Annotated in this window: 22 protein-coding genes; all 22 read right to left on the reverse strand. The window is 58.9% G+C overall.

Annotation, left to right across the window (positions count from 1 at the left end; genetic code table 11):
- Nucleotides 1–34: 34 nt before the first annotated feature.
- The gene (locus QY316_06975) at nucleotides 35–679 is read right to left on the reverse strand and encodes a methyltransferase domain-containing protein (GenBank protein WKZ31668.1); all 645 of its coding nucleotides are present in this window, start codon (nucleotides 677–679) and stop codon (nucleotides 35–37) included.
- A gap of 30 nt (nucleotides 680–709) precedes the next feature.
- The gene (leuC, locus tag QY316_06980) at nucleotides 710–1978 is read right to left on the reverse strand and encodes a 3-isopropylmalate dehydratase large subunit (GenBank protein WKZ34090.1); all 1269 of its coding nucleotides are present in this window, start codon (nucleotides 1976–1978) and stop codon (nucleotides 710–712) included.
- 169 nt (nucleotides 1979–2147) lie between these two features.
- The gene (locus QY316_06985) at nucleotides 2148–3689 is read right to left on the reverse strand and encodes a 2-isopropylmalate synthase (GenBank protein ID WKZ31669.1); all 1542 of its coding nucleotides are present in this window, start codon (nucleotides 3687–3689) and stop codon (nucleotides 2148–2150) included.
- A 10-nt stretch (nucleotides 3690–3699) separates the two neighbouring features.
- On the reverse strand, nucleotides 3700–4506 hold the full coding sequence (pssA, locus tag QY316_06990) for a CDP-diacylglycerol--serine O-phosphatidyltransferase (GenBank protein ID WKZ31670.1): 807 nt from the start codon (nucleotides 4504–4506) through the stop codon (nucleotides 3700–3702).
- Complete coding sequence (locus QY316_06995; protein WKZ31671.1) at nucleotides 4499–5140, reverse strand: phosphatidylserine decarboxylase family protein; 642 nt, start codon at nucleotides 5138–5140, stop codon at nucleotides 4499–4501. Before QY316_06995 ends, pssA begins: the two co-directional genes overlap by 8 nt.
- 96 nt (nucleotides 5141–5236) lie before the next feature.
- On the reverse strand, nucleotides 5237–6253 hold the full coding sequence (ilvC, locus tag QY316_07000) for a ketol-acid reductoisomerase (GenBank protein WKZ31672.1): 1017 nt from the start codon (nucleotides 6251–6253) through the stop codon (nucleotides 5237–5239).
- Between the two features lie 204 nt (nucleotides 6254–6457).
- The gene (ilvN, locus tag QY316_07005) at nucleotides 6458–6943 is read right to left on the reverse strand and encodes an acetolactate synthase small subunit (GenBank protein ID WKZ31673.1); all 486 of its coding nucleotides are present in this window, start codon (nucleotides 6941–6943) and stop codon (nucleotides 6458–6460) included.
- 16 nt (nucleotides 6944–6959) lie between these two features.
- On the reverse strand, nucleotides 6960–8654 hold the full coding sequence (gene ilvB / locus QY316_07010) for a biosynthetic-type acetolactate synthase large subunit (GenBank protein WKZ31674.1): 1695 nt from the start codon (nucleotides 8652–8654) through the stop codon (nucleotides 6960–6962).
- 36 nt (nucleotides 8655–8690) lie between these two features.
- On the reverse strand, nucleotides 8691–10352 hold the full coding sequence (ilvD, locus tag QY316_07015) for a dihydroxy-acid dehydratase (GenBank protein WKZ31675.1): 1662 nt from the start codon (nucleotides 10350–10352) through the stop codon (nucleotides 8691–8693).
- Nucleotides 10353–10364: 12 nt separating this feature from the next.
- The gene (locus tag QY316_07020; protein ID WKZ31676.1) at nucleotides 10365–10595 is read right to left on the reverse strand and encodes a DUF465 domain-containing protein; all 231 of its coding nucleotides are present in this window, start codon (nucleotides 10593–10595) and stop codon (nucleotides 10365–10367) included.
- Between the two features lie 343 nt (nucleotides 10596–10938).
- A complete protein-coding gene (gene tsaB, locus QY316_07025) occupies nucleotides 10939–11661 on the reverse strand; it encodes a tRNA (adenosine(37)-N6)-threonylcarbamoyltransferase complex dimerization subunit type 1 TsaB (protein WKZ31677.1) in 723 nt (240 codons plus the stop codon).
- A 117-nt stretch (nucleotides 11662–11778) separates the two neighbouring features.
- Nucleotides 11779–13080 (reverse strand): RIP metalloprotease RseP, encoded by a 1302-nt coding sequence (gene rseP, locus QY316_07030; GenBank protein ID WKZ31678.1) that lies wholly within the window; start codon nucleotides 13078–13080, stop codon nucleotides 11779–11781.
- A gap of 178 nt (nucleotides 13081–13258) precedes the next feature.
- Nucleotides 13259–14413, reverse strand: coding sequence for a 1-deoxy-D-xylulose-5-phosphate reductoisomerase (locus QY316_07035; GenBank protein ID WKZ31679.1), 1155 nt, complete (start codon nucleotides 14411–14413; stop codon nucleotides 13259–13261).
- Nucleotides 14410–15225 (reverse strand): phosphatidate cytidylyltransferase, encoded by an 816-nt coding sequence (locus QY316_07040; GenBank protein WKZ31680.1) that lies wholly within the window; start codon nucleotides 15223–15225, stop codon nucleotides 14410–14412. Before QY316_07040 ends, QY316_07035 begins: the two co-directional genes overlap by 4 nt.
- 18 nt (nucleotides 15226–15243) lie before the next feature.
- Nucleotides 15244–16053 (reverse strand): isoprenyl transferase, encoded by an 810-nt coding sequence (locus QY316_07045; protein WKZ34091.1) that lies wholly within the window; start codon nucleotides 16051–16053, stop codon nucleotides 15244–15246.
- Nucleotides 16050–16607, reverse strand: coding sequence for a ribosome recycling factor (gene frr / locus QY316_07050; GenBank protein WKZ31681.1), 558 nt, complete (start codon nucleotides 16605–16607; stop codon nucleotides 16050–16052). Before frr ends, QY316_07045 begins: the two co-directional genes overlap by 4 nt.
- Before the next feature lie 71 nt (nucleotides 16608–16678).
- Nucleotides 16679–17392 (reverse strand): UMP kinase, encoded by a 714-nt coding sequence (pyrH, locus tag QY316_07055; GenBank protein ID WKZ34092.1) that lies wholly within the window; start codon nucleotides 17390–17392, stop codon nucleotides 16679–16681.
- A gap of 81 nt (nucleotides 17393–17473) precedes the next feature.
- On the reverse strand, nucleotides 17474–18121 hold the full coding sequence (gene tsf / locus QY316_07060; GenBank protein WKZ31682.1) for a translation elongation factor Ts: 648 nt from the start codon (nucleotides 18119–18121) through the stop codon (nucleotides 17474–17476).
- Between the two features lie 35 nt (nucleotides 18122–18156).
- Entirely contained in the window at nucleotides 18157–18957 is an 801-nt protein-coding gene (gene rpsB / locus QY316_07065; protein ID WKZ31683.1) for a 30S ribosomal protein S2, read from the reverse strand.
- 249 nt (nucleotides 18958–19206) lie between these two features.
- Nucleotides 19207–19806: a hypothetical protein gene (locus tag QY316_07070; GenBank protein WKZ31684.1), complete on the reverse strand. Its 600-nt coding sequence runs from the start codon at nucleotides 19804–19806 to the stop codon at nucleotides 19207–19209.
- Between the two features lie 62 nt (nucleotides 19807–19868).
- Nucleotides 19869–20723, reverse strand: coding sequence for an SUMF1/EgtB/PvdO family nonheme iron enzyme (locus QY316_07075; protein WKZ31685.1), 855 nt, complete (start codon nucleotides 20721–20723; stop codon nucleotides 19869–19871).
- 98 nt (nucleotides 20724–20821) lie between these two features.
- Complete coding sequence (gene purF / locus QY316_07080) at nucleotides 20822–22228, reverse strand: amidophosphoribosyltransferase (GenBank protein ID WKZ31686.1); 1407 nt, start codon at nucleotides 22226–22228, stop codon at nucleotides 20822–20824.
- Nucleotides 22229–22237 lie beyond the last annotated feature (9 nt).

Genomic DNA, 22237 nt, shown 5'->3' on the forward strand with positions numbered 1-22237 from the left:
TTTGTTTTCAGTGCCGCCTCGCGGCACTCCTGTCCTATGCCCGCCTGGCGGTTACAAGCTGCAATGACCTGCTTGCGAGAAAGACGCGCCTGAAGTCCCTGAAGCCCAGGCTTGAGAGTAGAGATTGTATATCGGTCCTCACCCATGCCCTGGCCGGCTCGCCTTCGAAAAATGTAAAGACCAGGGACTGCAAAAAACCCGCGGGCCCCTCGGCCCTGTGGAAATCGAGTATGGAGAGCTTCCCGCCTGATTTAAGCACCCTCCCGGCCTCGAAGAGTATTCCCCTGAGCGCCTCGGGCCTGGCCTCGTGGAGGCCCATGGAGGCCATTACCCTGTCAAAAGAGCCGCCGGCGAACGGAAGCTCCGCCGCATCCCCCCTTACGAGCCCTATCCCGAGCCTTTCGTCCCCTGCCTTTTCGCGGGCGGCCTTGAGCATCCCCTCGGAAACGTCCAGCGCGAATACGCAAGCGCCGCGCCTGGCTGCCATGAGGGACAATGTCGCGGTGCCCGAGAATATCTCAAGCACCTTCTGCCCGCCTCTAACGTCGGCCTCGTCAAGGGTCCTGGCCCTCAAGCGTGCCTCGCCGCCGAAGGGAATGGCCGCGAGCCTTACCCCGAGGTCGTAAAGCGGGGCAAGCCAATCGTACAGGTAATAATGCGGGGGGCGGGGCTTTTTCATGGCGGTCTCGCGAGGCCCGGCCCTCCGGGCCTACTTCGATACCTCGTCCGGGTGGGCTATCCTCCCCTTTACGGCCGTTGCAGCGGCGACGGCCGGGTTCGCAAGATAGACCTCGCTCTTGGGGTCGCCCATCCTGCCCACGAAGTTCCTGTTCGTGGTCGCGAGCGCCCTCTCACCGGCGGCCAGTATGCCCATGTGGCCCCCAAGGCAGGGGCCGCAGGTGGGCGGGCTTATGACGGCACCGGCCTTGAGGAATATGTCGAAGTAGCCGAGGCGCATGGCTTCGTTGTAGATGAACGGGGTCGCCGGTATTACTATGAGCCGTACGTATTTCGCGACCTTCTGCCCCTTCAATATCCTGGCAGCGACCTTGAGGTCCTCAAGCCTGCCGTTCGTGCACGAGCCGATTATGACCTGGTCTATGGTTATGCCCTTGAGCTCCGATACCTTTTTCGTGTTCTCCGGCAGGTGCGGGCAGGCGACGGTCGGCTCTATTCCAGAGCAGTCGTACTCCTTCACCTCGGCATAGGTGGCGCCTGGGTCGCTCGAATAGAATTTGTACGGCCTCTCGGCCCTGCCGTTCACATATTCCTCCGTGACAGCGTCAGGGGCTATTATGCCGCTCTTTGCGCCCGCTTCGATGGCCATGTTGCACATGGCCATCCTCGAGTCCATGGAGAGCTTCTCTATGGCCCTGCCCGTGAACTCCATTGCCCTGTAGAGCGCGCCGTCCACGCCTATGTCGCCGATTACGCGGAGGATGAGGTCCTTGCCGCTGACCCACTTGTTGAGCTTCCCTTCGAAGACGAACTTGATGGACTCCGGCACCTTGAACCACACCTCGCCGGTTATCATGGCCGCGGCAAGGTCGGTCGAGCCGACGCCAGTCGAAAAGGCCCCGAGCGCGCCGTAGGTGCAGGTATGTGAGTCCGCGCCTATGACGACGTCGCCCGGCACGACTATCCCCTTCTCCGGAAGGAGCGCGTGCTCGACGCCAACGTCGCCGCCCTCGAAGTAATATTTCAGCCTCTGCTCTTTCGCGAACTCGCGGAGTATCTTGACCTGGGCCGCGGATTTTATGTCCTTGTTAGGCGTGAAGTGGTCCGGGACAAGGACGACCTTGTTCCTGTTGAAGACCTTCTTCGCGCCGATCTTCCTGAACTCGCTTATCGCGATGGGCGCGGTTATGTCGTTCCCGAGCGCGATGTCCACCCTGGCGTTTATGAGCTCGCCGGGCGCGACTTCCTTCAGCCCGGCGTGCTTCGCAAGGATCTTTTCCGTGATCGTCATCTGCCTCATGCTCTTCAAAAACCTCTCCTGGAATGTGATAAAACCCTTGCGGGCTGGAAACTCTATATGCACGCCTGCTGGAAAAGGACTTCTGGGGGAAACTTTCTGTAGAAAGGTTCCCCCAGAACCCCTGACTTTTAGTTCCTGAGAAGACCCCCAAGGCCTTTCAGCAGTCCTCCTAAAGCACAGGTGTGTCGCGCTTCTCCTTCTTCATGTGCTCGAGCCTGTTGAGCGCGTTTATGTAGGCCTTGGCGCTCGCGACAATTATGTCGGTGTGGGAGCCCTGGCCGAGCACGATGTGCCCGCCCTCCTGCACCCTCACGGAGACCTCTCCCTGCGCGTCGGTGCCGCCCGTGATGGCGTTTACCGAGTATTTGAGGAGCCTGCTCTTCGTGCCGGTAAGCGAGGCTATGGTGTTGTAGGCCGCGTCCACCGGCCCGTCTCCTGTGCCTGTTCCGCTTTCGGTCCTGCCGTCGACCTCCATCTCGACCTCGGCCCTGGGGGGAGTATCGGTCCCGCTCTGCACCTTGAGCTTGACGAGCCTGTACCTGTCAGGCACCTCGACCCTCAGCACCTCGTCCTGCACTATGGCCTCGAGGTCCTCGTCGAAGACCTCCTTTTTGAGGTCGGCGAGCCGTTTGAAGGTCTCGAAGGCCCTCTCGAGGTTCTCCTGCGAAAGGTCGTAGCCCATCTCCGAGAGCCTCGTCTTGAAGGCGTGGCGGCCGGAATGCTTGCCGAGGACCAGCTTCGAGCGGGATATGCCGACAGACTCGGGCCGCATTATCTCGTAGGTGGACTTGTCCTTGAGGAGGCCGTCCTGGTGTATGCCGGACTCGTGCGCAAAGGCGTTGTCGCCTACTATGGCCTTGTTTGGCTGCACCATTATGCCGGTTATGCCGCTTACGAGCCTGCTCGCGGGGAATATCTGCTCCGTTGTGATGCCGGTCTCGAGGCCGAGGACGTCCTTCCTCGTCCTGAGTATCATGACTATCTCTTCGAGGGAGGCGTTACCGGCCCTCTCGCCTATGCCGTTTATGGTGCACTCTACCTGCCTCGCGCCGTTCACGACCGCGGCAAGGGAGTTAGCAACCGCCAATCCCAGGTCGTTATGGCAATGAACGGATATTACCGCCCTGTCGATGTTCCTTACGTTGTCGCGTATGCCCTTTATGAGCGCGCCGAACTGGTCCGGGAGCGCATAGCCGACTGTGTCGGGGATATTAACGGTCCCGGCGCCTGCCTCGATAACGGCTTCTATCATCTCGTAAAGGTATGCGGGCTCGGTCCTCGAAGCGTCCATTGCCGAAAACTCGACGTCGTCGACGTGGCCACGCGCCCTCTTGACCATCTCGACCGCCCTCTCGAGGGCCTCGCTCCGGGTGAGCCTGAACTGGTGCTTCAGGTGTATCTCGGAGGTCGAGATGAAGGTGTGTATCCTGGACCTGGCCGCGCCCTTTAGCGCGCCCGCCGCGGCGTCTATGTCCTCTGGCTTGCACCTGGCGAGGCTGCATATGACCGGGCCCTCGACCTCGAGCGCGATCCTCCTGACCGAGTCGAAATCGCCCGGCGAGCTGAAGGCGAAACCCGCCTCTATGACGTCGACCCCGAGCTTCGTAAGCTGCCTTGCTACGGCTATCTTCTCCTCGACGTTCATCGAGGCGCCCGGCGACTGCTCGCCGTCCCGGAGCGTCGTATCGAATATCCTGACCCTGTTGTCCATTACTGCGTCCCTATCCCTTTGACCCGGCTTCCTTCGTTTCCTTCCTGTCCCTTGCAGGGGCCTTGAGCGAAACCTTCCTCCGCTTGTCCACTATCGTCGTTATGGGCCCGGACAGCATATATCCCAGGCTCAGTATGAATAGCATCACGGGCGGGTTGGCTGCCACGACAATGAGGAGAAATATTATCCCTACCAGAAGCCTGAAAGGCATCCTCTGCGAGGGGCTCAGCTCCTTGAAGCTGTAGTAATGCACGTTGCTTATCATGAGGAACGCGAGCGTGTACACGAGTACGAGTATGGTCACGTGCCTTACGGCCTCGTCGCCCCTGCCAAGGTGGAAGAACATGAGGACCGTGGACGCGACGAGCACCGCCGCCGCGGGAATCGGGAGCCCGTTGAAACGCTTGCTCTCGACCGTCGTCACCTGCACGTTGAACCGGGCGAGCCGGAGCGCGCCGCATACGACGTACAGGAACGCCGCGAGCCAGCCGTACCTCCCGAAGGGCCGCAAGGCCCACGTGAATATGAGGACCGCCGGCGCCAGGCCGAAGGCGATGAGGTCTGAGAGGGAGTCGTATTCCACCCCGAACTTGCTGCTGCCCCCGGTAAGCCTGGCGACCCTGCCGTCAAGCCCGTCGAGTATCGCCGAGATGATGATGGCTATGGCCGCGTACTCGTACTTGCCGTCGAACGAGGCTATGATGGCGTAAAAGCCCCCGAAAAGGCTCGCCGAGGTGATGAGGTTCGGAAGGAGATACACCCCCCTCTTGACCTTTTTCTTTTCGCCGCTATCCAGGTTTATTTCGTTATCAAGCATCCCATCTTCCTATTATTGAAGAACCTGCCCTGACCCTGTCCCCAACCTTCACGTTCGGAGACGCTCCGGCCGGGAGATATACGTCCACCCGCGAGCCGAACCGTATCATTCCGAACCTCTCGCCCTTGCCGTAGCTCATGCCCTGCCTTGCGTAGCAGACTATCCTCCTCGCAACGAGGCCGGCTATCTGGTTGAAGGCGAACCTCCTGCCGCCCTGGTCCTCCATTATGACGGCGTTCTGCTCGTTCATGAGCGAGGCCTTGTCCAGGGAGGCGTTGAAGAACCTGCCGGGGTTGTATATGACGTCCACTACCCTGCCCGGGGCAGGCACCCTGTTCACGTGGACGTTAAAGACGTTCATGAATATGCAGATGCGGAGCGCGTCGGCCTTGAGGAACTTATCGTCCTTTATCCGCTCGACCTTTATCACCCTGCCGTCCGCGGGGCTGACTATCGCATTGGTGTCAGTCGGGATTTCCCTTTCGGGGTCCCTGAAAAACGAGACCACGAATACGGCAAGCGGCACGAAGATCGCCTCAAGCCAGCGGAGCCCCGCCATCCATACCACGATTATACAAAAAAAAGACGCCAGGATAAAGGGATAACCTTCCCTGGCAACCGGAATCCTTGCCAATCATACCTCCTGCAACTCCCCCTGTAATACGATAATACCCTCCCGTATGGGGAGGGTATTATCGGCAAAGAGCGGGGGGCTCTCTTCTGAAAGACCTCAGTTCTTTTCCTTGTCTACTATCTTCCCCTTCTTGAGCCAGGGCATCATGTCGCGTAGCTTTCCGCCGACCTCTTCTATCTGGTGCTCCTGGCCGAGCCTGGTGAGGGCCGAGAAGACCGGCTTGTTTGCCTTGTTCTCGAGCATCCAGTCCCTGGCGAATTCCCCGGTCTGTATCTCGCGGAGTATCTTCTTCATCTCTTTCTTGGTCTCGTCGGTTATGACCCGCGGCCCCCGGGTAAGGTCGCCATACTGCGCCGTGTTGCTTATCGAGTACCTCATGTTCGATATGCCGCCCTCGTATATGAGGTCCACAATGAGCTTCATCTCGTGAAGGCACTCGAAATAGGCCATCTCGGGCGGGTAGCCCGCCTCGACGAGCGTCTCGAACCCGGCCTGTATCAGGGCGCTCACGCCGCCGCAGAGGACCGCCTGCTCTCCGAAAAGGTCGGTCTCGGTCTCGTCCTTGAAGGTAGTCTCTATGACGCCGGCCCTTCCGCCGCCGATGGCGCTCGCGTACGCAAGGGCCGTCTGGAGCGTGTCGCCCGAGGGGTCCTGGTAAACGGCCACGAGAGCCGGAACGCCCGCGCCCTTCGTGAACTCGTGCCGCACGAGGTGCCCCGGCCCCTTGGGAGCTGCCATGAATACGTTCACAGATTTATCCGGCGTTATCTGCCCGAAGTGGATGTTGAAGCCGTGCGCGAAAGCGAGGTATGCTCCCTTCTTGAGGTTCGGGCCTATCTCCGCCTTGTAGAGGTCGCCCTGGAGCTCGTCCGGGACGAGTATCATGACTATGTCCGCGCCCTTCACGGCCTCGCTCACGTTCTGCACCTTCAGGCCGGCGGCCTCTGCCTTTTTCCACGAGACGCCTTCCTTCCTCAACCCGACCACGACGTCCACGCCGCTGTCCTTCAAGTTCAGGGAGTGCGCGTGCCCCTGGCTTCCAAACCCTATGACCGCGACCTTTTTGGACCGGATCTTCTCAAGGCTCGCGTCCTTGTCATAATAGACCTTCATCAACAGATTCCTCCCCTTCTAGTTTTCGCAATCCGTATAGTCGCTTTACGCTTTTAGCTTATGGCAACCTCTAAAAATCAGAAATTTTTCCTGCAATCAAGGAAGGGCGGGAATAAAAAGCGGAGCATATATGTGAATATGTGAGCATTTTTATTCACGCCCTGACGCAGAGTCCGGGTAAAATAGCAATTTTTAGAGGTTGCCTTATCTCTGCTTGGGGCTCCGGGCCATTGCCACCCTTCCGGTCCGGACGATCTCCTTTATGCCGAATGGGCGGAGTAGCTCGGTAATGGCCCGTATCTTCTCCTCGTCCCCGGTTATCTCTATCGTGTAGGTCCGGGAGCTTACGTCAACGACCTTGGCCCTGAATATGTCGACTATCGAGAGTATCTCGGCCCTGGTCTCGGCGTTGAGGTTCACCTTTATGAGGGCGAGCTCCCGCTCGATATGCTCCTCGCCGGTGAAGTCGTATACCTTGATGACGTTCACGAGCTTGTTCAATTGCTTGTTTATCTGCTCGAGGACTTTGTCGTCGCCGCTCGTGACGATGGTCATCCGGGATATCTTCGGGTCGAAGGTCTCGGCCACCGAGAGGCTCTCGATATTGAAGCCCCGCCCGGAGAAAAGTCCCGATATGCGCGATAGCACGCCGAACTCGTTGGTTACAAGGACCGATATCGTATGACGCACGCGTTGGACCTCCCAATCAGACCAGAAGCATCTTGTTCAACGGCTGCCCGGCGGGGACCATGGGGTAGACGCACTCGAACTGGTCCACCCTGAAGTCCATCAAAACCGGCCTGTCCTTCACTGCCAGTGCCTTCTCCAGCACCGTCCCGACCTCTCCGGGCTTTGTCGCCCGGAGGCCGACCGCCCCGTAGGCCTCCGCCAGCTTCACGAAGTCCGGCGCGACCGAGATGCAGGTGTGGGAGTACCTCTTCTGGAAGAAGAGCTCCTGCCATTGCCTGACCATGCCGAGGACCATGTTGTTGAGTATCACTACCTTTACCGGGAGCTTGTACTGCACGGCAGTGGCGAGCTCCTGGATGTTCATCTGGAGCGAGCCGTCGCCCGCTATGTCAACGACGGTCTTCTCAGGAAACGCTATCTGCGCGCCGATCGCGGCCGGGAAGCCGAAGCCCATCGTGCCGAGGCCGCCGGAAGTAAGGAAGGTCCGGGCCTTGTCGTATTTGAAGAACTGGGCCGCCCACATCTGGTTCTGCCCGACCTCGGTGGTTATTATGGCGTCACCGCCCGTAAGCTCGTAGAGCTTCTCTATGACGAACTGTGGCTTTATCTTGCCCTTCGGGTCCTGCTTGTACGAGAGCCTGTGGCTTCCGCTCCACCCCTCGACCTCGTCCCTCCAGGGCTGTATTCCTTTTTTGAACTCCTTTGCCGGGGGGCAGGCCTTCAAGAGGTCCTTCAGGACCGTCCTCACGTCGCCGACAATGGGGATATCGACCTTGACGTTCTTGCTTATCGAGGTCGGGTCTATGTCTATGTGGACGATGCCTGCATACGGCGCGAACTCGTCTATCTTTCCCGTGACCCTGTCGTCGAACCTCGCGCCCACGGCGATGAGACAGTCGGTATTCATTACCGCCATGTTGGCGGCGTAGGTGCCGTGCATGCCGAGCATGCCCATGAACAGCGGGTGCGTGCCCGGGAACGCGCCGAGGCCCATGAGCGTCGTCGTAGTGGGTATGCCGAGCTTTTCGGAAAAGGCCTTCATCTCGGCCGAGGCATTCGAGAGGACCACCCCTCCCCCGGCGTATACGACCGGCCTCTTCGAGGAAAGTATCAGCTCAAGAGCCTTCCGTATCTGGCCCGGATGCCCCTTGTAGTTGGGCTGGTAGCTCTCTATAGCGGCCTTATCCGGGTACTTGTAATCCGGAAGCGTCGCGGTAAGAACGTCCTTCGGGATATCCACTAGCACCGGCCCCGGCCTTCCGGTCGTAGCTATGTAGAACGATTCCTTTATTATCCTCGGGAGGTCCCTTATGTCCTTGACGAGGTAATTGTGCTTGGTGCACGGCCTGGTGATGCCGACGATGTCCGCCTCCTGGAAGGCGTCGTTCCCGATCAGGGGCGTCGGCACCTGCCCGGTGAAGACGACCATGGGTATGGAGTCCATGTAGGCGGTGGCAATGCCGGTTACGGTGTTGGTCGCGCCAGGGCCGGAGGTCACGACCACGACCCCGGGCTTGCCCAGTGCCCTTGCGTAGCCGTCTGCCATGTGCACGGCGCCCTGCTCGTGCCTTACGAGTATGTGCCGGAGGGGGCTGTCGTAAAGGGCGTCGTAGATGGGCAGTACCGCGCCGCCCGGGAAACCGAATATGGTGTCCACGCCCTCCTTCAGGAGGCATTCGATGAATATCTCAGCGCCGTTCTTCCTGTTCATGACAATATATTTCCCGTCTGGAATTTCGGTTTGGGCCTAAGCCTTGAGTACCGCCCCCGTATAGGCCGATGTGACCGACTTGGCATACCTTGCAAGCCAGCCGTCCTTTATCTTGGGGGACGGCGTCTTCCATGCCTGCCTCCTCGCCAGAAGCTCCTTGTCAGGCACCTTGAGCTCCATCTTCCTCGCGGGGATATCAAGCTCGATTGTGTCGCCGTCCTTTACGAGCGCTATGGGCCCGCCCTCTGCAGCTTCCGGCGAGATGTGGCCTATGCAAGGGCCCCTGGTGCCTCCTGAGAACCTGCCGTCGGTTATTAGCGCCACGGTTTCGCCCATCCCCATGCCCATGAGGGCCGCCGTCGGCGCGAGCATCTCCCTCATGCCCGGGCCTCCCTTGGGCCCCTCGTATCTTATGACTATCACGCTACCAGCCTTGATGTCGCGGCCTACTATCGCCTTCATCGCGGCCTCTTCGGAATCGAAGACGCGGGCAGTGCCGGTGAAGCGCATCATCTTTTCGCTTACGCCGGACTGCTTTACCACGGCCCCGAACGGCGCCAGGTTACCCTTGAGCACCGCTATGCCGCCTTCCTTGTGGTAGGCCTCGGAAAGGGGCTTGATGACGCGCTCGTCGACGTAGTCGACGCCGTCTATTATCGCCTTTATCCTTTTCCCGGAGACCGTCGGGTTGTCCTTTATGAGGTCCTTGAGCCTCAAAAGGAGCGCGCCTATGCCGCCGCCCCAATGAAGGTCCTCCATGTAATACTCGCCCACGGGCTCAAGCGATGTTATGTGCGGGGTCGTGAGGCTCAGGTCGTTAAACACATCCAGCGGGAGCTTCACACCGGCCTCGTGCGCTATGGCAAGGAGGTGGAGTACCGTATTGGACGAGCCGCCGAGCGCGAGGTCCGCCCTGATGGCGTTCTCGAAGGCAGCCCTTGTCATTATCTTCCGCGGGGTGACGTTCTTCCTTACGAGCTCTACCGCGCGCACGCCGCTGTCGAAGGCTATACGGCGCTTTTCAGCCGACGCGGCGAGCGCGGTGCCGCAGAAAGGGAGGCTCATGCCCATGACCTCGGTAAGACAGCTCATGGTATTCGCGGTGTAGAGGCCCTGGCAGGAGCCGGCGCCTGGGCAGGCCCCGGTCTCGCAGGCGTTAAGCTCTTCTTTTGTTATCTCGCCCGCCCGGAAACGGCCCATTGCCTCGAAGGTGTTCCTTATGAACGAGGTCTTCCTGCCCCTGTACCTTCCGGTGAGCATTGGCCCGGCGGTGACGACTATCGTCGGGATATCGAGGCGCGCAGCGCCCATGAGCATCCCGGGCGTTATCTTGTCGCAGTTCGTAAGGAGTATGAGGCCGTCAAAGGCGTGGGCCTCCGCCACGCTCTCGATGGTATCGGCGATGAGCTCCCTCGACGGAAGGGAATAATGCATGCCCCTGTGCCCCATTGCTATGCCGTCGCATATGCCGGGGAGCCCGAAGAACATGGGGTAGCCGCCTCCGGTGTGGACGCCCTTCTCAATGAACCTTTCGAGGTCCCTCATGCCGATGTGGCCGGGTATGAGGTCGGAAAAGCTCGTGGCCACGCCGATGAAGGGCTTCTTCATCTCGCCGGTGGGTATGCCTGTCGCGTAAAGGAGGGCCCTGGAAGGGACCCTATCAAGTCCTTTCTTTATCCTGTCACTTCTATTCGGCATCTACGGCTGCGGCTACGCCCCCTTCTCCTCGGCGAAATCGGAAACCCTCTTCTCCATCTCGTCCTTCAATGCGAGCTTCAACTTCTTGAGCCTCATCTTCTCCATAGTCTCGTCTGCCGTGAGCCTCGGTTTTTTTTCGAGTTTTGCGACCTTGTTCTCATAGTCCTGATGGCTCTTGTAGATCTTCCTGAATCCATCGTCCTCTTCGAGAAGCTTTTTCAGAATCTCTTCGCGTCTCTCCATTCAAGCCTCCCTTCCACTTTGAGGTCCCTGTTCCGGGTCTCCGGCATTTCCCCCTTGCAGGAAACAGGCTCACGACGTTAATAAAAAGTGCTTGTTTTTCAAGGACAAAGCTAATTTTTATAATATCGCAACCCGGAGAGCTTGTCAATTTGTTACCAAACCGGCTTTTTTCGGCCTGTTATGGCGGGAAAAATGATTTCTTATAACGCATTCCAGCGCCCAAGTCCATAAAAAACCCGGCATTAGAATGGAAAAAACGGGGTTTTGGCTGAATCTGGAATATTGTACAGGCTGGAAAAAGCGGTTTTTTTGCGGGGACATGAGTCCCCTTCACGTTATCCTGTTAGCGACCGCTTTTAAGCTCTGCTTCGGATTTCCGGAGGTATATCGGGACGAGCTCCGCCGGAGAGACGGCCTCCGCCGCGTGCTCGAAAGCCAGGAGCCCTACGTTAGAAGCCCTTATGTGCCAAAGGTGGGGCAAGGCCGCGTACGCGTCCCTGAGCGCCTCGACGAGCATTTCCATGTAAACGGAAAGGCCGCTCCCCAGGAATACGACTTCCCCCTCAAGCCCCCTCCCCCTTATTTCCCCTATGAGGGCCTCGGGCCGCATCGCCGAATCGGGCATGACCGCCCTGGGGCGGCCTGACATGGTATCGTAAAGGGCGGTGTATACCTCGCCCTTTCTGGCGTCGAGCACCGGGCAGACCATCCTTGCGGAATAAGGGATGTTCATGGCGAGCGAGGCGAGGGTCGAAACACCGGCTATCTTTTTCCCCTGCGGCCACGCGAGCCCCTTTAGGGCCGATATGCCGATGCGGAGGCCAGTGAATGAGCCCGGGCCGACATCAATGGCGAAGAGGTCTACTTCGTCGAGCCCGCACCCGGCGCTCTCAAGGTGCGCTTCAAGGGACTTAAGGAGCCAGCTGGAATGGGTCCCCGCGTCCCCGACGGTCCATTCGGAGATGAGCTTTCTATCTTCGAGGAGGGCTATCGAGCCTGACCGGGACGAGGTATCGATTGAAAGTATCTTCAGGCAACCTCTAAAAATTAGATAATTTTCCCGCAATCAAGAAAGGGCGGAAATAAAAAGCGGAGCATATATGTGAATATGTGAGCATTTTTATTCACGTAACCTACGCAGAGTCCGGGGAAAAGGTCAATTTTCAGAGGTTGCCTTCAATGCCTATCCGAATATTCGGAAAAGGTCGTTATAGGTCACAAGGAGCATGAGCATGATGAGGAGCGCTATGCCAACCTGCTGGGCCGCGGTCATGAACTTTTCGCTCAAGGGCTTGCCTTTTACGGCCTCCATTCCGAAAAATACGAGGTGGCCGCCGTCAAGGACCGGTATGGGGAAAAGGTTTATTATGCCGAGCTGGAGGCTCAGGAAGGCCATGAGCGACAGGAGTTCGGCTATGCCCGACTCGGCGGCCTGGCCGGCCACCTGCGCTATCATTATGGGCCCGCCGAGCGTCTTAAGCGAGTAGTCGCCGACAATGAGCCCCTTTACGACCACGAAGAGCTTGTAGGTCATGTCGACCCCCGAGGCAATACCCCTCTGGATTGACTCGATAAAGCCGTATTGCCTCGTGACCTGCTCCTCCTGCCTGGAGATGCCGATTAGCCAGGCCTTGGCATCTTCGTTGTAGACAGGGGTTATCTCGAAGGAAAGCTCTTCGCCTCCCCTCGCCACTTTTATGACCTTCTTGTCGCCGCTTTTGTGTATCGCGCTTTCAAGCTCGGCCCAATGGTTTATGGGCGTGCCGTTTATGGAGAGTATCCTGTCGCCAGGCGTAAGCCCGGCGTCCTTTGCGGGGAATCCCGGGGCGACCCCGCCGATTACCGGGTCCATCGGCGGGAACATCCCGCCGTAGCCAGCGCCGGTCGCCTCTGAGACGGCCGGCACAAGCGTCGTCTCATGGCGGGAGCCGTCCCTTATGAAGCCGACCTTGAGCTCCTTCCCGGGGCTCATGGCGAGGCCCATGAGGAGCTCCTCCCAGTTCCCGGTCTCGCTGCCCGAGACAGAGACGATGGTATCTCCCCTTTTTATGCCGGCCCTGTCAGCAGGCTCATTGGGAGCCACGTACCCCACCTCGGCGGGCCTTTCGAGATAGACCGGGACCTGTATGCCTATCATGAATATAAGCGGCATGAGGACGGCTGCGAGGACCAGGTTCATGGCAGGCCCGGCGGCCACGATGGACGCCCTTTTCCAGAGGGGCTTGTGGGTGAACGACCTCATCCGGAGCTCTTCGGTTATCTCCTCGCCGGGCGCTTCCCCGACCATCTTTACATAGCCGCCGAGGGGCAGAAGCGAAATCCTGTACTCGGTCTCTCCCCTCTGGATGCCGACAAGCTTCGGGCCGAAACCCAGGGAAAACTTCTCGACCCCCACTCCGCTGGCTTTAGCGGCGAGGAAATGCCCGAGCTCGTGGATGAATATCAGTATGCCGAGGACGATTATGAAGGATATTATCGTTGTCATTTCCTATCTCAATTCAAGCGTGATTTTGGCGTAAATTTCTGGCAGCCCCTAAAAATCAGAGATCTTCACCCGAATCAAGGAAGGTCGGGGTTATTCCCGGCCTGACGCAGAGTCGGGGAAAAGATCAATTCTTAGAAGTTGCATTTATTATACAATAAATTGCCGGCCAGTGTCGCGCTCATGCGGAAGCGGCAGCCGACCTGGCGAGCACCCTCGCCTCCCGGTCGGCCTCCAGGACGTCCTCGATCGACTCCGGCTCCTTCGATCGGTGCGCCCCGAGCACCTCGCAGATGATCCGTGATATGCCGGTAAAGGGGATCCTGCCCTCGAGGAAAAGCCCTACCGCGACCTCGTCAGCCGCGTTTAGCGCGGCAGGTGCGGTGCCGCCGGTCCTGAGCGCCTCGTAAGCGAGCCCCAGGCACGGGAACCTCTCCGGCTCCGGCGCGCTGAACTCGAGGGAAAGGCGGCTGAAATCCAGCGGCTCGGTCCCTGAAGCTATCCTTTCAGGGTACGCAAGGGCGTACGAGATGGGCGAGCGCATGTCCGGGGCGCTCATCTGGGACATTACCGAGCCGTCGATATACTCGACCATCGAGTGTACTATCGACTGGGGGTGTATTACAACCGATATCTTCTCAGGCGGCAGGCCGAACAGCCACCTGGCCTCGATGACCTCGAACCCCTTGTTCACGAGCGTGGAGGAGTCTATAGTGACCTTCCTGCCCATCTTCCATTTCGGGTGCTTCAATGCCTCTTCAGGCCCCATCCTTTCGAGCTCGGGAAGCGGGGTCTTGAGGAACGGCCCGCCGGAGGCCGTGAGAATTATCCTCTTTATGTCCTCTTTCCTGTGCCCAAGGAGCGACTGGAAGACCGCCGAATGCTCGCTGTCTACGGGCAGTATATTGACGCCCCGCTTCGCGGCCTCTTCCATTACGAGCCTGCCGGCAAGCACGAGCGATTCCTTGTTGGCGAGCGCTATGTCCTTACCGGCCCTTACGGCGGCGATCGTCGGGAGGAGCCCGGATGCTCCCGATATGGCGGCTACCGTCATGTCCACGCCCTCGAAGGCGGCGGCCCTCATGGCGGCGGCGAGTCCGGCCTCAACAGCGACCGGAACTGAAAGCGAGTTCCTCAAGGCCACTGCCGCATCCTCGCTCTCTACCGAGACGAAAACGGGCCTGAACTCTTCAATCTGCTCCTTGAGGAGCGCGATATTCCGGCCCGCGGCCATTGAGACCACCCTGAACCTCTCCGGGTGCGAGCGCACCACCTGGAGGGTGTTCGTCCCTATGGACCCGGTAGAGCCGAGTATGGAAATCCCCTTTCGTTTCATGTGTGCATGGCCCTGATGGTCAGGTAAAAATAAACGAACGGGATATTGAAAATCAGGCTGTCTATCCTGTCGAGCATCCCCCCGTGGCCTGGTATGATAGCGCCCGAGTCCTTAACCCCGGCGCTCCTCTTCAGGACCGACTCGGCGAGGTCGCCCGCTATGGCTATAAGGCCTATGCCTGCCGATAGCGCGAATATATCCAGGTAATCCGGCCCAAGCCCGGCCAGACGGGCGAAGACGAAACCCGTAATGACGCCACCGGCAATGCCCCCTATCGCGCCCTCAACGGTCTTTTTCGGGCTTATCTCCGGAGAGAGCTTGTGCCTGCCGAGCGTCTTCCCGACGGACAGGGCAAAGGTGTCGTTCGCCCAGACCACCACGAGGAGGAAAAGGAGCCACCACTCGCCCTGGTGAAGCTCCCTGAGCGGGGTGATAAAAGAAATGGGCAGGGCTATGTACAAGAGGCCGAGCGCCTTGTGCGCCGTATCCAGGGAGGAATCGCCGAGAGGGCGGCCGGATACCATCGAATGGAAAAAGAAGAGGAATACGAGGGTGATGAGGGCCGGGGCCAGGAAGACCGGCCCGAGAAAATAGACGGCAAGTACGATTATTACGCCGGATGCGACGCCGAGCCGGTCGAAGACCCTGTCTTTAGCGTCCACCCGGGCGAGCGCGTTGAACTCGGAAAAGGCAAGCGCGGCGATTACGGCAGAGACCGCGAGTATCCAGTAAGGGCCGGCGTAAAGGACTATCGCGACGATAATCGGGATAAGTACGGCCCCGGTTGCTACCCTTTTCAGACTCCCCTCCAATCGGAAATGCGCGCCCGGCTACCTTCTGGCGGCCGCGCCCACTTCCTTTTCCTTCACCAGGCCGAACCTGCGCTCCCGCTTCCGGTAATCCCCTATGGCGGCCTCCAGGTGCTCTTTCGTGAAATCGGGCCAGAGCACGTCTGATATGTATATCTCGGTGTAAGCGAGCTGCCAGAGGAGGAAGTTGGATATCCTCATCTCGCCGCTGGTCCTTATTAGGAGGTCAGGGTCGGGGATGCCGGCGGTGTAGAGGTTCGACTGGACCGTCTCGTCCGTCACGTCGGACGGCATGAGGCTTCCCTCGTAGACCTGCATGGCGATTTTCCTTGCGGCCCGGGTTATCTCCTCGCGTCCGCTGTAGCTCAAGGCGAGCTGGAGCCCCATGCCCGTATTGCCCCTAGTATTCTCCTCAAGGTCGGATATAACGGCCCTAACCCCGGCCGGGAGGTCCTCGACGCAGCCGATGGCCCTGAAACGGATGTTGTTCTCAATGAGGCTTTTCTTCTCGCCCTTCAAGTGGGTCTCGAGGAACTTCATGAGCATTTGGACCTCGCGGGCTGGCCTGTTCCAGTTCTCCTTCGAAAAGGTGTACAGGGTCAGGTAACGGACGCCCATCTCCCGGCAGTGGCGGACGGTCTCCCTCGCCGCCTCCACGCCCTTACGGTGGCCGTTTATCCTGTTGAGGAGCCTCTTACGCGCCCACCTTCCGTTGCCGTCCATTATGACGGCTATGTGCCTGGGGAGATTGTCCCTGGGAATTTCGCTCATAGGGAAATGCGAAGCCTTCTTTTCATGTGGGGTCGAAGAGGCCTGAGGGAGGGCGGCTATACCTCCATTATCTCGGCCTCTTTCTGGACGACCATCTCGTCTATCCTGTGTATCTGCCTGTCGGTCACGTCCTGCACTTCCTTCTGGAACTTCTTAAGGTCGTCTTCCGAGATGGCCTTGTCCTTTTCCAGCTTCTTGAGGCCCTCGTTGGCGTCCCTCCTTACGTTCCGCACGGCTATCTTGCATTCCTCGGCGTACTTTTTGGCGAGCTTTACGAGGTCCTTCCTCCTCTCCTCCGTAAGCGGCGGGATGTTTATCCTTATGAGCTTGCCGTCGCTCGAGGGCGTAAGCCCGAGGTCCGAGGTCATTATGGCCTTCTCGATGGCGTGGAGCTGCGAGATGTCCCAGGGCTGTATGGTGATGGTCCTGCTCTCGGGGACCGAGAGGGTCGCTATCTGCTTGATGGGCGTGGGCGTGCCGTAATAATCGACCTTCACGTGGTCGAGTATCGCAAGCGATGCCCGGCCGGTGCGAAGCCCGCCGAGCTCGTGCGTGAGCGCCTCGAGGGCCTTTTCGGTCCGTTTCTTCAAATCGGAAAATATCTCTTCCTTCATCTCCTGCTCCGTTAAATCGGGATTAGCTTCTTTATTCCGCGCGAGCAGCGCTCAGAGGCTCCGGGCCTCTTTCAGGAAACGAGCGTGCCGATACGCTCGCCCTTTACTATCCTGACGAGGTTCCCGTGCTCCTTTATGCTGAATACGATTATAGGCAGGCTATTGTCCATGCAGAGGGAAATGGCCGTCGAGTCCATGACTTTCAAGCCGTCCTTGAGGACGTCTATGAACTTGAGGCTCTCGTACTTGACCGCGTCCTTCTCCTTCATCGGGTCCCTGTCGTAGACGCCGTCGACCTTGGTGCCCTTGAGGATCACGTCGGCGTGTATCTCCATTGCCCGGAGCGACGCGGCGGTGTCGGTAGTGAAGTACGGGTTTCCGGTGCCGGCAGCGAAGATTATGACCCTGCCTTTCTCGAGGTGGCGCACAGCGCGCCTCCGAATGTAGGGCTCGGCAAGCTCCTTCATCTCGATCGCCGATATGACCCGCGTAAAGACGCCGTTCTTCTCGAGCGCGTCCTGGAGCATGAGGGAGTTTATGACTGTCGCGAGCATGCCGACGTAGTCGGCGGTAGCCCTGTCCATGCCCTTGGCGCTCGCGGACACCCCCCTGAAGATATTTCCGCCCCCGATGACCACGGCCACCTGGACCCCGAGGTTATGCACGTCCTTTATCTCCTGGGCTATGGAGTTTATGACGGACGTGTCGACCCCGAACTCCTTGCTTCCCATCAGGGCCTCGCCCGAGAGCTTCAGGAGTATCCTGTTATATTTGTATTCTGGCATGTCGCGCACGGAAAGGCCGTCCGGCCTAAAGGTGAGATATGCAAAAAGGAGCGGGGGGCCTGGCCCTCCCGCTCCCGGTTTTTACTTCTGCGCGGCCGCCACCTCGGCGGCGAAGTCGGACTGCTTCTTCTCGAGCCCCTCGCCTACCTTGAACCTGGCAAACCTTCTTATCGATATGTTCTCGCCGAGCTTCGCGATGTTCTCTATCACGACCTGCTCGATTGTCTTTTCCGGCTCTTTCACGAACGGCTGCTCAAGGAGGCAGACTTCCTTCAGGAACTTCTCGACCTTCCCGTCCACCATCTTGGCCACAACGTGTTCGGGCTTCCCTGACTCCTTTGCCTGGGCCTCGTATATACGCCTCTCGCTCTCTATCACCTCGGCCGGGACTTCCTTCCTGCTTACGTAGGACGGGCTCATCGCCGCTATGTGGAGCGCTATCTCGCGGACCAAGGCGCTGAAGCCGTCAGTCTTGGCCACGAAATCGGTCTCGCAGTTCACTTCAAGGAGGACGCCCACCTTGCCCCCGCCGTGGATATAGCTACCTATTATGCCTTCGGTCGCGGCCCTGGCCGCTTTCTTCTCAGCCGCCGCAAGGCCCTTCTTGCGGAGAAACTCTACCGCAGCCGCCACGTCGCCCTTGGTCTCGGCAAGGGCCTTCTTGCAGTCCATGAAGCCGGCCCCGGTCTTCTCCCTGAGTTCCTTTACTGCTCCCGCGGAAATCTCCATTATCCGAAAAACCCCCTGGTATTATTATCTGCGGCTCAGCCCTGTGCCGTTCCCTCGGCGCCCGCTCCGGCCTGGGGGGCCGGGATTGGCGCCTCAGCACCCGCTTCAGCCTTCACGGCCTTCTTGTCGGCCTTGGCCTGGAGCGCTTCCTCGTATACGGCCTTGCCTTCGAGGCAGGCGTCGGCCATGGAGGCGGAGAAGAGCTTTATGGCCCTTATGGCGTCGTCATTTCCGGGTATCACGTAGTCGACCTCGTCCGGGTCGCAGTTCGTGTCCACGATGGCCACGACCTTGATGCCCAGCCTGTTTGCTTCCTTGATGGCTATGGACTCTTTCTTGGAGTCGATTATGAAAAGGACGTCAGGCACCTTGTCGAGGTTCTTAACGCCGCCCAGGTATTTCTCGAGCCTTTCCCTCTCCCTCCTGAGGAGCAGGAGCTCTTTTTTGGTCGCCGAGGCGAAATCCGGGTTTGTCTCGAGGGTATCGAGCTCCTTCAATCTGTTTATGGACTTCTTGACGGTGGCGAAGTTGGTGAGGAACCCGCCTATCCACCTGTTGTTTATGTACCCCATCCCGGCCCTTGAAGCCTCTTCCAGTATCGCGTTCTGGGCCTGTTTCTTGGTGCCGACAAAGAGGACCCTGCCGCCCTTGGAGGCGGAGTTCCTGATGTAGTCGTATGCTTCCTTGAAGAGCTTGACGGTCTGCTGAAGGTCGATGATGTAGATGCCGTTCCTGGCCCCGTAGATGTAGGTTTTCATCTTCGGGTTCCACCTCTTGGTCTGGTGCCCGAAGTGGACGCCTGATTCCAGAAGCTGTTTCATTGAAAGATAAGCCATTTGCGATTCTCCTCCCTTTCGGTTTTTTTCCTCCGCGGCGCATGGGACCGGAACCCTGGAAGGGCACCGCCGGTCCTGGATCTCCGCGTGCGTAGTTAATCGAAGATATTTAGCACAATGATGCGGTTGTTGCAAGAAGAAAAAGGCTTTCGCATGCCTTGTGAGGGGCGGGAATATGCGAAAGCCGCTGAGAATTATTGAACTTTATGAAAAAAGACGCAAGAGAAACGATTGACCAAGGACAGCCCGCTATTCGCCAGTCCGCCAGGCTATCTCGCCCCTGCCCATAACCCCGGTCACCACGAGCTTCAACGTGCCGTCTGCACCTGGCAGCTCCGTGCCTTCCTCGGAATATCTCGGGAATTGGACACTATAAGCCCTGCTCCAGAGGTCGAAATACGGGAAGAACTCCCTTATGAAAGCCTCTGTGCCCTCGACCCTGGAAATGGAGATCGGCCTCGCGCGGTTACCGCTCCCGTCCTCGAGATAGACCTGCCAGACCGAGTCCCTGCGGTCGAAGTCGTTAACGGCCGCGTCAGGCGTATAGGCCGTAAAGAAGACCTCGTTATACTTCTCGGCCTGTTCAAGCTCCCGGGCAAGTAGCGCTTCCTCGCGCTCCGGGCCGAGCGCGTAGCTTTCGCCGTACTTCCTTATGTAGGCCCTTCTGAACTCCTCGCTCTTGTAAGTGGCGTTCAGGTAAAGCCTTGATTCGAGCTTCTCGTGCAGCCTGACCCCGCCTGACCAGCGGTCCAGCACCTTATGGTAGGGCGGCTCAGGGGCCGGACCCTTTGCGCAGCCCTGAAAAAAAATCGCCGAGAGGGCCAGCAGGCAAAGGACCGCTGAAAACACCCTGCCTCCCCGCCTGGCTATTCCCTGTTTGAGAACGCGCGTTAGCATACCCGTGGGCCGTCCTATTCCGCAAGCCTGATGCCGAGGTTTATAAGCCTGCTGCTGTGCTCAAGTCCGTACCTGTAGGTCGTACGGAGCTTATATGGCGCGTCGATATAGGAGCCTCCCCTGGCCACGCGCCAAATACCGTGCTCCGGTCCGTAGGGGTTCTGCCTGGGGCTAGCCTGGTAGAAATCGAAATCGAAGTAGTCTTCGGCCCACTCGGCCGCGTTCCCGGACATGCCGTAGAGCCCGAGCGAGTTGGGCTTACCGGACTTGACGGGGCCAAGCTTATCGCTGTTGTCGCTGAAGAGGGCGTAGTCGCCAAGCTCCGCCTCGTTATTGGTCCCTGACCAGACCATCTTCTTTCCGCGTTCCCGGGCGGCATACTCCCACTCCGCCTCGGTCGGGAGGCGGTAATACCCTCCGACCAGGTCGTTGAGCTTCTTTAGGAAGTCCTGCACGACCGAAAAACTTACGTACACGACAGGAGCCTTGGGGTCGACGGCCATGAGCCTGTTATATTTCTGTATCGGCGAATACCCCATCACCAGCTCAAAGAGCTCCTGTGTCACTTCTGTATCGGCCAGGTAGTAATCGTCCAGGCAGACCTCGTGGACCGGCCTTTCGTCCTCATCGCCGTTCCCGACGAAGTCCCCCATTTCGAAGCAGCCGCCTTTTATGTACACCATCTCGATAAGCGGCTCCACGTCCTCCTTCGTGACGACCTTCTCAGCCGGTTTTTCAAGCTGCAGGTGGTCGTCGATCCCGAGGTCATCGTCCTTCATGTTCATTGGGGGGTCCTGGGCCAGAGCGCCGGAGCCTGCCATCATAAAAACGAGCGTGAGTGTAACGGCCAGGTTCTTGAATTTCTTCATCTCTTTCCTGCCTCCTTCCTTTTCCGTCCTCTAACGAGGACGTCAGACCAAAAAGACGATTGAAGGACGCCCGTTAATTCGGACCGCCCCGGAGCCGTTCATTTAAAAAGCGCGAGCTGGGGCGCCTGGGCGCTCAGTACGTCGACCGGGTATCTGCCGGTGAAGCATGCGTCGCAAAAGCTCCCGCCGGCCTCGCGCACGGCCTGGTACAGGCCTTCGACGCTGAGATAACCGAGCGTATCGGACGTTATATAGCGGGTTATCTCCTCCACGCCCTGGGCCGCCGCGATAAGCTCGTCCCGCCTCGGCGTGTCAATGCCGTAGTAGCAGGGGCATATGGTCGGCGGCGAGCTTATCCTCATGTGGACCTCTTTCGCGCCGGCGGCCCTTATCATCTTTATTATTTTCCTGCTCGTGGTGCCGCGGACGATGGAATCGTCTATGACGACCACCCTTTTGCCGCTTATTATGTCGCTTATCGCGTTGAGCTTTATCTTCACGCCGAAGTGGCGTATCGAGTCCTTGGGTTCTATGAATGTGCGGCCCACGTAATGGTTCCTCACGATGCCCTTGTCAAAGGGTATGCCGGAGGCCTCGGCATACCCTATCGCGGCAGGGACGCCGGAGTCAGGCACCGGCACGACCACGTCCGCCTCGACCGGGTGCTCCATTGCGAGCCTCGCGCCGAGTTTTTTCCTGACCGCGTGCACATTGGCCCCGAATATCTTCGAGTCGGGCCTTGCGAAATATATGAACTCGAAGACGCAAGGGGTGTACTTGACAGCGGGAAACGGCTTGTAGGACGCTATGCCGCTTCCGTCTATGACGACTATCTCGCCTGGCTCTATTTCCCTGACGTACTCGGCCTCTATGAGGTCGAAGGCGCAGGTCTCGGACGCCACGACCCACGCGCCCTTGAGCCTGCCGAGCGATAGTGGCCGGAAGCCATGCGGGTCCCTTGCCGCTATCATGGCCTTCTCCGTGAGGAAAAGGAGCGAATACGAGCCGAGCACCCTCCTAAGCGAGGCGGTTATCCTGTCCACGAGCGAGTTCTCCTTGCTGGAGGCCAGGAGGTGGACGATTATCTCGGTGTCCATCGAGGACTGGAAGATGGAGCCGTAGGCCTCGAACTCGGCCCTGAGTATCTGCGCGTTTACGATGTTGCCGTTATGGGCGACCGCTATCCCGCCCCTCGAATACTCGACGACAAAAGGCTGCGCGTTCCTTATATGGGACTCTCCGGTGGTCGAATAACGGACGTGCCCTATGGCGGAGCTGCCGTGGAGGCGCTCGATGTCGGCCTCGGTAAAGACGTCGGCAACGAGGCCCATTCCCTTGTGCGAATATATCCGCTCGCCGTCGGTCGATGCTATGCCGGAGCTCTCCTGCCCCCTGTGCTGGAGCGAGTAGAGGCCGAGATACGCGAGATTGGCGGCCTCGGGGTGTCCGTAGATGCCGAAGACCCCGCACTCGTCGTTGAACCTGTCTTTTCTGAAAGGGCTCATCAGTAAACC

Source organism: Thermodesulfobacteriota bacterium, from assembly GCA_030583865.1.
GTDB lineage: Bacteria > Desulfobacterota > GWC2-55-46 > GWC2-55-46 > GWC2-55-46 > UBA5799.